This is a genomic window from Halomonas getboli (assembly GCF_023094245.1).
GTDB lineage: Bacteria > Pseudomonadota > Gammaproteobacteria > Pseudomonadales > Halomonadaceae > Halomonas > Halomonas getboli.
In genome coordinates this window covers 93,422-107,595 of record NZ_JALMEW010000008.1, presented here as the reverse complement: position 1 = coordinate 107,595, position 14,174 = coordinate 93,422, and the positions used below count along the sequence as shown (strand labels likewise).

At 69.2% G+C, this 14,174-nt stretch carries 11 protein-coding genes and 1 tRNA gene; 8 read left to right on the top strand and 4 right to left on the bottom strand.

Features of this window, described 5'->3' with window-relative positions; translation table 11 throughout:
* Positions 1-96 precede the first annotated feature (96 nt).
* Positions 97-1,038, top strand: a complete 942-nt coding sequence (locus MYL53_RS15405; RefSeq protein WP_247854829.1) for a ligand-gated ion channel — start codon at positions 97-99, stop codon at positions 1,036-1,038.
* A gap of 378 nt (positions 1,039-1,416) precedes the next feature.
* Here the strand turns inward: MYL53_RS15405 and MYL53_RS15400 are convergent.
* Positions 1,417-1,493 (bottom strand) — tRNA-Met (locus MYL53_RS15400).
* Positions 1,494-1,693: 200 nt separating this feature from the next.
* Between MYL53_RS15400 and phbB the strand changes: the two genes are divergently transcribed.
* The gene (phbB, locus tag MYL53_RS15395; protein WP_247854828.1) at positions 1,694-2,440 is read left to right on the top strand and encodes an acetoacetyl-CoA reductase; all 747 of its coding nucleotides are present in this window, start codon (positions 1,694-1,696) and stop codon (positions 2,438-2,440) included.
* Between the two features lie 105 nt (positions 2,441-2,545).
* Here phbB and MYL53_RS15390 read toward each other — a convergent pair whose 3' ends face one another.
* Positions 2,546-5,332, bottom strand: a complete 2,787-nt coding sequence (locus MYL53_RS15390) for a DUF349 domain-containing protein (protein WP_247854827.1) — start codon at positions 5,330-5,332, stop codon at positions 2,546-2,548.
* Positions 5,333-5,591: 259 nt separating this feature from the next.
* On the opposite strand from MYL53_RS15390, the gene minC reads away from it, so the two are divergent.
* The 4 genes from minC to sbcB all read left to right on the top strand — a co-directional run bounded on the left by minC (position 5,592) and on the right by sbcB (position 9,039).
* Positions 5,592-6,338 carry a septum site-determining protein MinC gene (gene minC / locus MYL53_RS15385; RefSeq protein ID WP_247854826.1) on the top strand — a complete coding sequence of 249 codons (747 nt, stop codon included), beginning with the start codon at positions 5,592-5,594 and terminating at the stop codon, positions 6,336-6,338.
* 68 nt (positions 6,339-6,406) lie between these two features.
* On the top strand, positions 6,407-7,225 hold the full coding sequence (gene minD, locus MYL53_RS15380; RefSeq protein ID WP_247854825.1) for a septum site-determining protein MinD: 819 nt from the start codon (positions 6,407-6,409) through the stop codon (positions 7,223-7,225).
* Positions 7,222-7,473, top strand: coding sequence for a cell division topological specificity factor MinE (gene minE / locus MYL53_RS15375; protein ID WP_247854824.1), 252 nt, complete (start codon positions 7,222-7,224; stop codon positions 7,471-7,473). Before minD ends, minE begins: the two co-directional genes overlap by 4 nt.
* Before the next feature lie 75 nt (positions 7,474-7,548).
* Positions 7,549-9,039, top strand: a complete 1,491-nt coding sequence (sbcB, locus tag MYL53_RS15370) for an exodeoxyribonuclease I (RefSeq protein WP_247854823.1) — start codon at positions 7,549-7,551, stop codon at positions 9,037-9,039.
* A gap of 106 nt (positions 9,040-9,145) precedes the next feature.
* Here sbcB and MYL53_RS15365 read toward each other — a convergent pair whose 3' ends face one another.
* The gene (locus tag MYL53_RS15365; RefSeq protein WP_247854822.1) at positions 9,146-11,983 is read right to left on the bottom strand and encodes an insulinase family protein; all 2,838 of its coding nucleotides are present in this window, start codon (positions 11,981-11,983) and stop codon (positions 9,146-9,148) included.
* A 2-nt stretch (positions 11,984-11,985) separates the two neighbouring features.
* Positions 11,986-12,666: an SOS response-associated peptidase gene (locus tag MYL53_RS15360; RefSeq protein ID WP_247854821.1), complete on the bottom strand. Its 681-nt coding sequence runs from the start codon at positions 12,664-12,666 to the stop codon at positions 11,986-11,988.
* A gap of 182 nt (positions 12,667-12,848) precedes the next feature.
* On the opposite strand from MYL53_RS15360, the gene MYL53_RS15355 reads away from it, so the two are divergent.
* Positions 12,849-13,466 (top strand): TetR/AcrR family transcriptional regulator, encoded by a 618-nt coding sequence (locus MYL53_RS15355; protein ID WP_247854820.1) that lies wholly within the window; start codon positions 12,849-12,851, stop codon positions 13,464-13,466.
* An 8-nt stretch (positions 13,467-13,474) separates the two neighbouring features.
* Positions 13,475-14,173 carry a 1-acyl-sn-glycerol-3-phosphate acyltransferase gene (locus MYL53_RS15350; protein WP_247854850.1) on the top strand — a complete coding sequence of 233 codons (699 nt, stop codon included), beginning with the start codon at positions 13,475-13,477 and terminating at the stop codon, positions 14,171-14,173.
* Position 14,174 lies beyond the last annotated feature (1 nt).

Below are 14,174 nucleotides of genomic sequence, written 5' to 3'. Positions count from 1 at the left end.
GAGTGTCGGCGGCCACGCTGGCTGGCCCGATGTCTGGCGCTGCTGCTGATGGCGGGCTGTGCCGTCGCGAATGCCGCCGAGGCGCCCGGCCTCTGTATGCTACCGGAGCTTCCGACCGATGAGCGCCCTCAGCCCGACGGGCCGCCCACCACGGTCGAGGTGGGCTGGGGCGTGGTCGACGTGCTCGATATCGATGACGTCAACCAGCAGCTCGAGGGCGACTTCATTCTGACCCTGGCCTGGGTCGACCCGCGGCTCGAGGGGCTGGAGGGCTGTCGCTTTCAGCGCACGCGGGTGTGGGGGCCGCAGGTCACGCTGTTCAATTCCTTCTCGCTCACCGCCCGACGCGCCAATCTGCTCGATCAGGTGGTGATCGGTCCCGAAGGGCGGGTGGTCTATCAGCAGCGCTATGGCGGACGTATTTCCACCTACCACCCGCTGCAGGATTTTCCCTTCGATCATCAGGCGTTCCACTTCCGCATCGGCTCGATGGAGTCGGGGCCCGAGCAGCTGAGGCTGACGCCGATGCCGGAGCGCACCTTTCTGTCTCGGCGGCTCAACATCGAAGGCTGGCGGATCACCGGGCTCGAGACCGCGGCGGCGATCGAGGCGGTGCCGGCGCTCAACGCGGAGCGCAGCATCTTCACCGCGACGCTCGAGGCCGAGCGGATCGCCAGCTACTACGTGTTCAAGATCGTGCTGCCGATGGGCTTCATCGTGATGATGTCCTGGGCGATCTTCTGGGTCCCGCCCCAGCGCTACGAGTTCCAGATCGGGCTCGGCGCCACCTCGATGCTGACCCTGATCGCCTTCCAGTTCTCGATGTCCGGCTATCTGCCCAGGCTCGGCTACTTCACCATCGCCGATCGACTGGTGGTGTGGGCGACGATCTTGGTATTCCTGGCGATCCTTAATGCGATCGTTACCGGAGTGCTGGTGACGGCGAATCGCGAGGCGGCCGCGCTGCGCTTCGATCGCCAGTGTCGCTGGCTCTTTCCGTTGTTGCTGTTGCTTGGCTGGGGCAGCGTGCTGTTATAGAGAAAATGAGCCGATGACCTTTCCGGGGTTGTGAAGAGCCGAGCCCGACGATGGGGCTTATCAATCGGCGAACGAAAAAGCCGATGTCCTGAGACATCGACTTTTCTCTGATATTTGGTGGCTGGGATTGGGTATGAACCGATGGCCTTCCCGGGCCTGTGAAGCGCCGTGGCCGACGAGCGATATGCCGGCATCCAGCACAAACGAAAAAAGCCGATGTCCTGAGACATCGACTTTTTCTGATGTTTGGTAGCGGGAACCGGTCTTGAACCGATGATCTTCCTGGGCTTATCAAGAGCCGAGCCCGACGACCGTTGTCTGCATTCAGCACAAACGAAAAAAGCCAGAACCCGTAGGTTCTGGCTTTTCTCTTATGTTTGGTAGCGGGGACCGGATTTGAACCGATGACCTTCGGGTTATGAGCCCGACGAGCTACCAGACTGCTCCACCCCGCATCAACGTGAGGCGTATTATACAGAGAACCTGACCTGCGTCAACCCATCCTCGACCGGCCTCCTGAGGCCTCGTGTTGTCCGCTCGACCTGGTCCATACTCGAGGCGGGCTGTCACGAAAATGACAGCCGGGCAGACGAGACTGTCTCGAGAGGCCGGGCCGCGCCCGGCCGCAGGTTGTATACCACCAGGGAGAGCATCAATGACAACATCCACTGCCGTAGCCTGGGTCACCGGAGGAACCGGGGGGATCGGAAGCGCCATCTGCCGTGCGCTGGCCGATGCCGGTTACCAGGTCGTCGCTGGATATCACAATCCCGATAAGGCCAAGGCCTGGCTGGAACAGCAGAAGGCCGATGGCTACGAGAATATCGCCCTGTCCGGCGTGGACCTTGCCGACTTCGATGCCTGCATGGCCGGCGCCAAGGAGATCCGCGAGACCTATGGCCCGATCAGCGTGCTGGTCAACTGCGCCGGCATCACCCGCGACGGCACCCTGAAGAAGATGAGCTCGGAGCAATGGAGCGAGGTCATCGACACCAACCTCAACAGCGTCTTCAACACCTGCCGCAGCGTGATCGAGGACATGCTCGAGCAGAACTACGGGCGCATCGTGAACATTTCCTCGATCAACGGTCGCAAGGGACAGTTCGGCCAGGTGAACTACGCGGCGGCCAAGGCCGGCATGCACGGCCTGACCATGTCGCTGGCCCAGGAAACCGCCACCAAGGGCATCACCGTCAACACGGTGTCGCCAGGCTATATCGCCACCGACATGATCATGAAGATTCCCGAAAAGGTGCGCGAGGCGATCCGCGAGACCATTCCGGTGAAGCGCTATGGCACGCCGGAGGAGATTGCCCGTCTGGTGGTCTTCCTGGCCGACCAGGAGTCCGGCTTCATCACCGGCGCCAACGTCGACATCAACGGCGGCCAGTTCATGGGCTGAGCCGAGAACAACAGGCGGCCCGACGAGGCCGTGTCCGGCAGGAGAAGAACGCGAGGCCAGTGGCCTCGCGTTCTCGTTTCGGAGGGGAGAAACGCCGGCTCGGGATCAGGGCGGCGGCAGCCGCATCAGTGTCTCGAGGGTATGGTCGAGCTCACCGACCTCGCGCTCCCACAGCGTCGCCGAGACCGGCCCGGTGGCCAGCAGGTCGATCAGCACGCCACGCAGCTCCTCGGCCCGAGTGGGGGTGTGGCCGAGGTTCTCGTTGAGCCGCTCGACCTGGATGGCCAGCCGCAACGGGTCGTCCTGGCGATGGCTGGTGTCGCCGGCCAGCAGCGCCAGATGGACGCGCAGGCGGGCCAGGCGCTCCTCGACCACGGTGGCCGGCGGCGGGTCGCGGCGGGCGGCGTTGCGCGCGTCGTGGGCGTCCTTCAGCGCGTCGGGCAGCTCGGCCGGGGCCGGCACGTCCCTTGCTTCGCCGCCGCGCTGTGCGGTCGCGTCCGCTTCGAGATGGGCGTCCAGCAGCGGGCGTGCCCGACGCCAGCGCTCGACGACTTCGGCCAGCTCCAGGCGCGCCAGGCGCTCGCGTCGGGCGCGCACGATGCCCGACCAGCGGCGTCGCATGCCTTCGCTGCGTCGCCCGGCGGGTAGCGGCTCCAGCGCCGCGGCTTCCTGGATGGCCTCGTCGAGTGCTGCCGTGTCGTCGCTGCGCGCGGGCTGCCAGGCGTCCATGCGGTCGATCAGCGCCTGCATGGCGTCGAGTCGGTCGCGGTTGCGCTGTGCCTGGTCGCTGCGGTCGGCATCGCGCTGGGCGAAGATCTCGTCGCACAGGTGGCGAAACTCCCGCCACAGCGCCTGTTCCTCGCCCTTGGGCGCGCGCCCAAGCTCGCGCCAGCGGCGCTGCAGGCCCTTGGTCTGCTCGGCGCGGCGCTTGGCCGGCTGCTCGCCGTCGCGCAGGGCCCGGGCTTCATCGATCAGCCCGCGCTTGGCCTCGGCGATTTCGCCGGCGCGCTTCTCGATCAGCGCCTGGAGGGCGTGGCGGATGCGGCCGAAGCGGCGGCCGATAGCCTCGGCCTCGTCGCGCGGCACCGGCGACAGCCGCCGCCACTGCTGGCGGGCGCGGTCGCGAATCTCGCGCAGCGCGTCCGGGTCCGCCGCGGCGGCGGGCTGGTCGAGCAGGTGTTCGAGCTGGTCGCACAGGGTCTGGCGAGACGCCAGGTTGGCCTGACGCTGGTGCTCCTGATGCTGGCGCCAGTCGCGCAGGCGCTGGTGAATGCGGTCCGAGGCGGCCCGGAAGGCGGTGGACTGCTCGCGGTTGGCGGCGGCGTCGCCGAGGTCGCGCCATTCCTTGACCAGCCGACGGTGATGGCGGTCGAGCTCGGCGTCGTCCAGCTCCTCGTCCTCGGCCAGGGCCTGGATGGCCTCGCACAGCTGCGTGCGCTTGGGGCCGGCGACGAAGCCGCGCCAGTCCCGCAGCTCGGCCAGTCGAGCGCCGAGTCGCTTGAGCCGGGCGGCCGGCTCGTCGTGGCGGGCCTCGGGCAGGTGGTCGACCTGCTGGCGCAGGCTCTGGTGGAGCCGGTTGGCGCCCTTGAAGGCCCCGTTATCGAGCAGCCGCTCCAGGCGGTCCAGGTCCTCGCCGACGCGGCTCAGGCGGGCCTCGAGGTCGCCAGGCTCGGCCTCTTCGCCGGCTTCGTCGGCGAGGCGCCAGCCGGCACGCTGGAGCAGCGGCGAGGGCGGCAGGTCGTCGGGCCAGTCGCATTCCTCGACGAGCTCGGCCAGCCGGTCGTCGTCGCCGTCGCGCAGGGCCTGTTCGATGGCCTTGGCACGCTCGTCGAGGCGCTCCCGGGCCTCGACGATGCGGCCGAAATCGGCCAGCGCCGCGTCGTAGCGCTGGCGCATCGTCTCGTCGGCCAGGTGCTGTTCGGAGAGCGCCTGCCAGCGGCTGGCCAGCAGCTGCTTCTGGGCGCGCAGGCTGGCGATGTCCTGATCGGCCAGGCGTTCGCCGTGGTGCAGGCCGTCGAGGCTGTCCTCCAGCGACTCGATCAGCGCCTCACGCGTCTGGTCGGCGTCCTCGCGACGGCGCTCGGCGGCGTCCTGGGCCTGCTCGTGGGCCTCGTGGTCGCTGAGCGTCTTGCGGCAGCGTAGGCAGGCTTCCTGGTAGCGGCGCTCCTGGTCGGCGTCCGGCAGGTCGGACAGGCTCGCCCATTCGCGCATCAGGTGGCGGAAGCGGCCGCCGTATAGCGGTTCCCAGGAAGCGTTGGCGAGGGACTCGAGCTTGCTCAGCAGCGCCTCGCGACGCTGACGGGCCTCGGCCAGCGAGGCGGCATCGGCGCGGCGTTGCTGCAGGCGTTCCCGGGCCTGGCGAACCACCTGGCGGTCGCGCTTGGCGCCCTGGACCAGGCGCTGCAGGCCGGCCTCGCTTTCCACCCGCGCCGCGGCGGCCTGACGCACGGCGGCGATGCCGTTGTCGCAGGCCTGGCGGATCAGGGCGTCCTCGTCGTCGAGCCGGGCCAGGGCGGCCAGGCGTAGCTGCTGGTTGTCGCCTTCCAGGGCGATGCGTTCGGCGAGCTTGGGATCGTCCAGTGTCTCTTCGACCCAGCGGATACGCCGGTGCAGCTCGAGATGCCCGTCGCGGCCGCACAGCAGTGACAGCAGCCGCTCGCGTAGTTCGATCGTGTCGCCCCTTTCGCGGCCGATATCCAGAAGCCGCTGCGGATCCTCGAGCCTGGCCAGCGCCTCGCGGCGCACGTTGGCGTCGTCGTCGCTGGCCAGCCGCTCGAGGTGGGCCAGCTGCGCGGGCTGATCGGGATCGAGGCGAGCGATGGCCTGGCGGCGTACCTCGGGGTTCGGGTGCTGCCAGCGAGGGGCGAACAGGCGGCGAAGGAGACCTGACATGGGAGATCCTGAGATGGGCCGGCGAGCCTGAGGTGACGGACCGGTGCACGGATGACGTGAGGCGCACCGCGCCGGCGCGCCATCTTGGAATTATCTAAGCATGCGTAGTGCCGGTAGAAAAGGGGCGTCATGGCCGGGTGTAGCTGTTACGAGACACTGACAAGGTGCCTTGGCGTGACTTATGATCGGTTGCGGGATCGGGGGGACTCGCATAGCTTGGAGGCAGATCCCCGACCATCATCCGACGTGGAGTTCGGCCATGAGCCTCAAAGTGGACAGGGATGGGATGGCTTTCACCTTCAAGGGCGGCATGCTGCCGATGACGGTCATGGAACTGGCCAGCGCCGACCCCGAGCGCATCCGCGAACAGCTTGCCGGCAAGCTCAGCCAGTCACCCGCCTTCTTTCAGCATACCCCGGTGGTGCTCAGCGTCGAGCAGCTCGACGAGCCGCACCTGGCGCTGGAGAGGATCTGCGCGGTGTGCCGGGCCCACAAGCTGCTGCCGGTAGCAGTGCGCGGCGGGGCGGATCCCGTCAAGCAATCGTCCTGGGCCCTGGGGCTCGGCTGGTTTCCCCCCCAGGAGGCCGGCCGGCCGCGCACCCTGGAAAGCGTGCCGACCTCCGACGAGCCGATGGAAGAGGCCCCCGTGGTGGAAGAACCGGCCCCGGCCGCCGGCGCGGTGGGTCGCATCTATCGCGGTACGGTCCGCTCCGGGCAGCAGGTCACCGCGCCGGAAGGCGATCTGGTCGTGGTGGGGGCGGTCAACGCCGGCGCCGAGGTGCTGGCCGGTGGCAGCATCCATGTCTACGGCGCCCTGCGTGGTCGGGCCCTGGCCGGCATCCACGGCGATCACGGAGCCGCGATCTTCTGTCGCGAGCTGCGCGCCGAGCTGCTCTCGGTGGCCGGCAACTACAAGCGGCTGGAGGACATCGATCCCCGGCTGCTGGGCACCGGCGTCCAGGTGCGTCTGGACGATGACCAATTGGGCATTGCCCCGCTGGATTGAGGCGCGGGCGACGATTCGGCGGCCCGGACGGGGCGCTCTTCCATTACACGACAGACAGGATGTGACACTTGGCCAAGATCATCGTTGTGACCTCCGGCAAGGGCGGGGTCGGCAAGACAACCAGTGCGGCCGCCATCGCGACGGGCCTGGCGCTGCGGGGCCAGAAGACCGTGGTCATCGACTTCGACGTGGGGCTGCGAAATCTCGACCTGATCATGGGCTGCGAGCGGCGCGTGGTCTACGACCTGGTCAACGTCATTCAAGGAGAGGCCGGGCTCAACCAGGCGCTGATCCGTGACAAGCGAGTCGACAACCTGCATATCCTGCCGGCCTCCCAGACCCGCGACAAGGACGCCCTGACCCTGGAAGGCGTCGAGACCGTGCTCAACACGCTGAACAAGGACTTCGACTACATCGTCTGCGATTCCCCGGCGGGTATCGAGCGCGGTGCCCAGCTGGCGATGTACTTCGCCGACGAGGCGATCGTGGTCACCAACCCCGAGGTGTCCTCGGTGCGCGACTCCGACCGCATCCTGGGGCTGCTGTCCTCCAAGACCCGGCGCGCCGAACGCGGCGAGGACCCGGTCAAGGAGCACCTGCTGATCACTCGCTACAACCCGAATCGGGTGGACAGCGGCGACATGCTCAACCTCGAGGACATCCAGGAGATCCTGGCGATCAAGCTGGTCGGGCTGATTCCCGAGTCCGAAGCCGTGCTGCGGGCCTCGAACCAGGGCGTGCCGGTGACCCACGACGAGGGCAGCGATGCCGGCCAGGCCTATGCCGATACCGTGGCCCGGCTGATGGACGAGGAAGTGCCGCTGCGCTTCCACGAATACCAGAAGAAGGGACTCCTGAGCCGCATGTTCGGAGGAGGTCGCAGGTGAAGCTACTCGAATTCCTGAAGCGCGAGCGCAAGAAATCCGCCTCCGTCGCCAAGGAGCGATTGCAGATCATCGTCGCGCATCAGCGCAGCCAGCGCGGTCAGCCGGACTACATGCCGCTGCTCGAGAAGGAGCTGCTGGAGGTGATCCGCCGCTACGTCCAGGTCGACGACGAGGCGGTCAACATCTCCCTCGACAGCGAGGACAACTGTTCCGTGCTGGAGCTCAACGTGACCCTGCCCAGGGGCTGAGCGGCGGCTGAGCCGTCGTTCCCCCTGTGCTAGGCTTGGGGGCCGTTTTCCACCGCCCGCTCGGAGAGCTCGCCCATGGCGAAGTCGCAAGCCGCCCCCCTGACCTTTCTCTGGCACGACTACGAGACCTTCGGTGCCGATCCGCGCCGCGATCGGCCCTCCCAGTTCGCGGCGATTCGCACCGACGCCGAGTTCAACGAGATCGGCGAGCCCATCGAGCTGTTCTGCAAGCCTGCCGACGACTACCTGCCGCAACCCCAGGCCTGTCTGATCACGGGCATCACGCCGCAGCAGGCGCGCCGCCGAGGCCTGCCCGAGGCCGAGTTCGCCGGCCGCATCATGGACGCCATGAGCCAGCCCGGCACCTGCGCGCTGGGCTACAACAGCGTGCGCTTCGACGATGAGGTCGGCCGTCACCTGTTCTATCGCAACCTGCTCGATCCCTACGCCCGGGAGTGGCAGAACGGCAACTCGCGCTGGGACCTGATCGACGTGGTGCGGGCCTTTCACGCCCTGCGCCCCGAGGGCATCGAGTGGCCGACCCGCGAGGACGGCTCGCCGAGCTTCAAGCTCGAGCACCTGACCGCCGCCAACGGCATCGAGCACGCCGGCGCCCACGATGCCCTGGCCGACGTGCGGGCGACCATCGCCCTGGCCAGGCTGTTACGTCGCTGCAACGCCAATCTCTTCGACTACCTGCTGGCCCAGCGCGGCAAGCGCCAGGTGGCGCGCCAGCTCGATGTGCCGGGCCGCAAGCCGGTGCTGCACGTGTCGCGGCGCTATCCGGCCAGCCGCGGCTGCAGCGCGCTGGTGATGCCGCTGGCCGAGCATCCCACCAATCCCAACGGGGTGATCGTCTATGACCTCTCGGTGGACCCAGAGCCGCTGCTGACGCTCACCCCCGAGCAGATCCGCGAGCGGGTCTTCGTCAGCAACGACGACCTGGCCGAGGGTGAGTCGCGCATTCCGCTCAAGGTCATCCACATCAACAAGTGTCCGGTGGTGCTGCCGGCCAGCGCGCTTAAGGACGTCGCCGGCCCCCGCCAGGGGGAGTACGGCGACATCGTCGAACGCCTCGCGCTGGACATGGCCGCCTGCCGCCGTCACTGGAAGACCCTGGCCGACCATCCCGAGGTGGTCGCCCGGGTCAGCGAGGTGTTCGCCGCGCCGCCGCCCGAGCCGCCCCATGATCCCGACCTGATGCTCTATGCCGGCGGCTTCTTCTCGCCCTCGGATCGGCAGCAGATGGAGCGGGTGCGGGCCACCGATCCCTGGGATCTGGTGGGCGCCGGCTTCGCCTTCCAGGACCCACGTCTGGAAGAGATGCTGTTCCGCTACCGGGCGCGCAGCTATCCGGACACCCTGACCGGCGAGGAGCAGGCGCGCTGGGAGGCCTTCCGCTGGGAGCGCATGAACGACGCCGCCGTGGCCGGCTTCACGCTCAAGGAGTTCGCCCGCGAGATCGACCGCCTGAACCAGGGCGCGCTCGGCGATCGCGAGCGCCAGATCCTCGAGGAGCTGGTGATGCACGTCGAGGCGATGATGCCGGCCCAGGCCTTCGGCTGATCGCCGGGGCGCGCCTTCGCGTCGGCGCCCTTTCCACCGCTCCTGAACGACGATGCCCGGCCGAATGGCCGGGCATCGTCGTATCGGGGCACCGTGGGAAGAAGGCTCAGTCGCTGCCGTCGGGCAGTGGCGGCAGGTCGGCCTTGAGTGCCATGACGTTGCTGGCGTCGTCGCCCGGGTCGTGGGTGATCTGCACCGTGTCACCGTCGACCAGGCTCGGCCACAGCGTGCGCAGCGCCTCGGGCGTCACCGTCAGCGCACGCTCGGCCAGGCGCTGGCGCCGGGTGAAGTCGCCGTCGTTCATGGCCAGCGCCTGCCACAGCCGGTTGGTGCGAGCCGAGAGGCTGGGGTCGCGGGTCAGCAGGTCGTCGTGGACCGCCTGGCGATAGGGCGCCAGGGCCTCGTCGTCGAGCTCGCCCAGGCGGTCGCCGAAGTCGCTCAGGAAGGCGTCGATGCGTTCCTGGATGGTGTCGCTGTCGGTGCTGGGTGACTGCACCAGCAGGCTCAGGCCCGGGGCGTCGAGCAGCGGCTGATAGCCGGCGTTGACCACGTAGCCGAGCTGCTGCTCGGTGCGCAGCTGCTGGTAGAAGGGCGTCTCCAGCAGGCGGCCGAGCACCGCCAGCCGCGCCTGGCTGGCCAGGGAGCGGTCCGGGCCCTGGAGGTAGCGCATCACCAGGTACTCGTCGCGCGCGGTATCGGGCGTCAGCGTGGGCAGGTCGCCGTCGGCCTGCAGCGTGGTCAGCTCGGGAATGTCCGAGGCAGTGAGCCGTGGCGACAGCGCCTCGGCCACCGCGCGAGCCTGGCGGGTCGCCGACTCGGCGTCCTGGTTGCCCACCGCCATGGCCTCCAGATGCAGATCGGCCAGGAAGTCGTCGCGGAAGTCGCGCAGCGCCTCGGCGTCCAGCGCCTCGCTGGCGGCCAGCAGCGTCTCCGGCGACCACTGCGGGCGGATCAGGGTCTCGGCCAGGGTGCGGCCGGCCTGGCGGTAGAGGTCATCCTGGGGTGCGTTGCGCCACTGCTGGCGAAGCTGCTGGCGGACCCGGGCGACGTCGGCGGCCTCGATCGTGCCGCTCTCGAGCTGTTCGAGTACCCGCTCGATCAGCGCCTGCTGGCCGTCCCGCCAGCCGGAGAACGACAGGGTAATGCCTCGGGCGTGGGCATAGGCCTCGAAGCCCTGGCCGGCCAGGCGGGCCGGGTAGAGCGCCTCGTTGAGGCTGTCCTGCAGCCAGCCGGCCAGCAGGCGCGACAGGGCGGCCTCGCGCGGGTCCTGGCTGGCGCCGGGGTGCTGCAGGCTGAAGCGCCACTCGACGCGGGGCGTGCCGAAGCTGGCGTCGCGCATCTGCCAGAAGTCGAACGCGGGCGTGTCGATGCGCCGCAGCGGCGCTTCGTCCTGGCCGTCGAGCAGCGTCAGGTCCTGGGCGATGTAGGGATTGGGCTCGGGCAGCGCCAGGCCGGACAGGGGCTCGGCGTCGCCGGCCTCGGGCGACACTGGCGACCAGGCCACGTCGAACCAGGGCGTCTGCTCGTCGCCCTCGACCTCGGGGCCGCTGTAGAGACGCAGCATGTTCGATGGGCGCAGGGCGTCCAGCCAGTCGTCGATGCGATCGGCGTCGAAGCCGTCCATGCGATAGGGGCCGTAGGCGACGTCCTCGAGCGGATAGCGGGCCAGGCTGGTGGCCAGGCGCATGGCGGTGCCCAGGGCGCTGCCGTGCTCCTGGAAGCGGAACTCCTGCTCGGCGAGGCGGGCCTGTTCGTCATAGCGCCAGGCCTCGACGCCGTGATCGCGGATCGCATCGATGGCGGCGAACAGGCTGGCCTGGATGCGGTCGCGGTGCTTCGCGCCCTCCGGCGTCAGGCTGATATCGACGCTGAACAGTGCCTGGTGGCCGTCGCCACGAGCGGTGCCGGCGGACAGGCCGTCGGCCCAGCCGGCCTTGCGCAGGGCGTCGAGCAGGCTGCCCTCGCCCTCGTGGCCGAGCAGGTTGGCCAGGTAGCCGGCCGGCTTCAGGCGATAGGCCGTTTCCGGGTCGGGGATCGGGAAGTAGAAGGTCAGCCGCTGATCGTCGCGCAGCGAATGCAGCTCGGCGGCGGCGGGCGTCTGCTTCGGGGTCGCCAGCGGCGCGTCGATCTCGGGGCGCGACAGGCCACGGTCGGGCACCGAGGCGAAGTCGTCGCGGACCAGGGTCTCGAGCTCGTCGAGCGGCTGGGGTGCGACCACCGACAGGTGCATGACATGGGCGCCGTAGTGCTGGCGGTAGAAGGCGATCACGCGCTGGCGCAGCGGTGTCTCGCCCTCCGGCCGGTCGGCCAGGGTGGCGTTGCTGCCCACCGAGAAGCGGGTGCTCGGGTGCTCGGGGTTCAGCAGCCGGTCGAGCACGGCGGCCTGGCGCCGACCGGGATTGCGCTTGCGCGCCTGATATTCGGAGTGCACCACCTGGCGCTCGCTGGCCAGTCGATCATCGTTGAACAGCGGGTCTACGAAGAAGTGGCTGAAGCGGTCGAGGGTGCCGTCCAGGGCGTCGGGGTCTACGGCGAAGAAGTAGTTGGTGTCCTGGGAGGCGGTGTAGGCGTTGTGCTGTCCGCCGTGCTGCGACAGAAAGCGCTGGTAGGCGTCGGCCTGGGGATAGGCCTCGGTGCCCAGGAACAGCATGTGCTCGAGATAGTGAGCCAGGCCGGCCAGGTCGTCGGGGTCCTGGGCGCTGCCCACGTCCACGTTCAGCGAGGCGGCGGCCTTGTCCGCCTCGGGGTCGCTGACCAGCAGCACGGTGAGGCCGTTGTCCAGCGTCAGCGCGCGATAGTCGCGCTGATCCGCGGGGCTGATGATGGGGGCTTCGGCGGTCGTGGGCGCGTCGTCGGCGCCCGCCGGGGCGGCGGCGAACGCCGGCAGCAGGGCCGCGGCCAGGGCGAGGGGCAGCGCCGGGCGAGGGCGGGGGTGTCGGGTCATCATCACTCCTTGGCGGTCCGGCGCAGCATCGGGCCGGTCGGGTGGGCGCAGGCGTTTTCCTGGCAGCCGGGGTCGTTCACTCGTCTTGATACCGGAAACGCGCCCAACAGTTCCCCGGGGGCCGGCTCGAGCAGCGCGTGTAGCGCCGCCGGCGGCGTCGCTGGATCGAGCCATGTCTCGGCCCGCGCGGCCGGGATCACCGCCGGCAGGCGGTCGGTGAGCGGCGACAGCAGGTCGTTGGCGGGCACCGTGATCAGCGCCAGGGAATCGTGAAAGGCGGTGAGATCGGTATGGAAGCGGCACCACAGGCCGGCCAGCAGCAGCGGACCGCGGTCGCCCCGGGTCACCAGGAACGGCTGCTTGGCCCGGGGCTGAGGCTTCCAGACGTAGATGCCGCCGACCGGCACCAGGCAGCGCCGGGCGGCGAAGGCCTCGCGGAACATGGGCCGCGCGGCGATCGACTCGGCCCGGGCGCAGTGCGGCGCGTGGTCGAGCACCTCCAGCCAGGGCGGCGTCAGCCCCCAGAAGGCGTTGCCCAGCCGTGGTCGGCCGGCCTCGAGGCGGATCATCGACAGCGGGCGGCGTGGGGCCAGGTTGACGCCGGTGATCGGTGCCTCGTCCACGCGCAGCTCGGGCACCAGGCGTGGGAGATCGAGCGGCGGGATGTAGAGACGACCGGCCATGAAACCTCCGCGGAATAGGGGCGTCAGGGTACCCAAGAGCACTCGGTCAGGAAAGCGTTGTCGGCGTCGGGCTTGCGTTGCTGTTCAGGCACGATATGCTAGCGGAAACAGTGTTTTTCTATCACATGGGGCCGGTGCGCGGCGTGATATGCGTCCTGTCTTCCCGGCCTGCGAGGATGTCGATGGCTCGTCCCAGACAGCACGCCCCAGAGGCGCTTCATGCCCAGGTGATGGCGGCCTGCGATGCCTGGCTGCAGGAGCGGCCCGTGCATACGCTGTCGCTACGTTCGCTGGCGCGTGAGGTGGGCTGCGCGCCCAGCACCCTGCTTAAGCTCTACGGCAGCTTCGGCAACCTGCTGCAACACGTGAACATCGAGTCGCTGGCGAGCCTGCGCGCCGCCATCGATCCGCTGCTCGACGAGGCGGCGCCGGACGATCGGATCAAGGCGCTGGCCCGGGCCTACTGGGAGTTCGCCCGCCACGAGCCGTTCCGTTGGCAGCTGATGTTCGACTACCCGCTGGCCCAGGAGGGCGAGCTGGATCAGCGCCAGAACGACATGATCGAGGCGCTGTTCCTGCGCGTCGAGACCACGCTCAAGGAATACCAGCCGACGCTCGGCGACCTGGAGGCTCGACGCCTGGGGCGTACCCTGTGGGGCAGCGTCCACGGTCTGGTGCAGCTGGGGCTCAACGAGCGCCTCGGCTACTGGCAGAGCGAGCCGCTCGAGGTGGGGGAGCTGCTCGATCAGCTGCTGACGACGTTGCTGGCCGGCCTGAAGGCGAGGCCCGACGCCTCTTGACCGCCCAGCTGGCCTGGGGGCTTCCCGCGCTGGCGGCGCTCGCCGCCCTGGGCTGGTGGCTGCGCTCGCCGCGTCGCGTGCTGCGCCGGCTGGTGTTCCTGGTCATTCACCTGCTGTATAGGCTGCGCTTCCGCGGCCGCCGCCACATTCCCGCCCATGGCCCCGCCCTGGTGGTCTGCAATCACGTCAGCTTCGTCGATGCCCTGGTGGTGGGCGGCGCCAGCCCGCGCCCGCTGCGCTTCCTGATGGATCGGCCGATCTACGAGTCGCCCTGGTTGCACTGGCTGTTCAAGCTGGTGGGGGCGATTCCGGTGGACTCCGAACGCCGCGACCCGGGCGGTCTGCGTCGGGCGCTGGACCAGGTCAGCCAGGCGCTGTGCGCCGGCGAGGTGGTGATGCTGTTTCCCGAGGGGCGGCTGACCACGGACGGCGAGATCCAGCGCTTTCGTCGCGGATTGGATCTGATCCTGTCGCGAGATCCGGTGCCGGTGGTGCCGGCGGGGCTCGCCGGGCTGTGGGGGTCCTGGACGTCTCACTGCGGCGGGCGGGCGCTGACCAAGCCGCCGCGTCGCTTCCGCGCTCGGGTGGCGCTCTATTTCGGCGCTCCGCTGGCGCCGGCCGAGGCCGATCGCGAGCGGGTGGAGGCGCGGGTCAGGGCGCTCAAGGGCGAGGCCGACGACTGGGTGGCCGGCCGGGCCTCGCGCTGAG

Excerpts from the sequence above, each read along its gene's own strand:
- sbcB (WP_247854823.1), top strand. The coding sequence starts at position 7,549 with ATGGCGAAGTCGCAAGCCGCCCCCCTGACCTTTCTCTGGCACGACTAC.
- MYL53_RS15360 (WP_247854821.1), bottom strand. The coding sequence starts at position 12,666 with ATGGCCGGTCGTCTCTACATCCCGCCGCTCGATCTCCCACGCCTGGTG.
- MYL53_RS15355 (WP_247854820.1), top strand. The coding sequence starts at position 12,849 with ATGGCTCGTCCCAGACAGCACGCCCCAGAGGCGCTTCATGCCCAGGTG.
- MYL53_RS15405 (WP_247854829.1), top strand. The coding sequence starts at position 97 with ATGCTACCGGAGCTTCCGACCGATGAGCGCCCTCAGCCCGACGGGCCG.
- MYL53_RS15365 (WP_247854822.1), bottom strand. The coding sequence starts at position 11,983 with ATGACCCGACACCCCCGCCCTCGCCCGGCGCTGCCCCTCGCCCTGGCC.
- MYL53_RS15390 (WP_247854827.1), bottom strand. The coding sequence starts at position 5,332 with ATGTCAGGTCTCCTTCGCCGCCTGTTCGCCCCTCGCTGGCAGCACCCG.
- phbB (WP_247854828.1), top strand. The coding sequence starts at position 1,694 with ATGACAACATCCACTGCCGTAGCCTGGGTCACCGGAGGAACCGGGGGG.
- minC (WP_247854826.1), top strand. The coding sequence starts at position 5,592 with ATGAGCCTCAAAGTGGACAGGGATGGGATGGCTTTCACCTTCAAGGGC.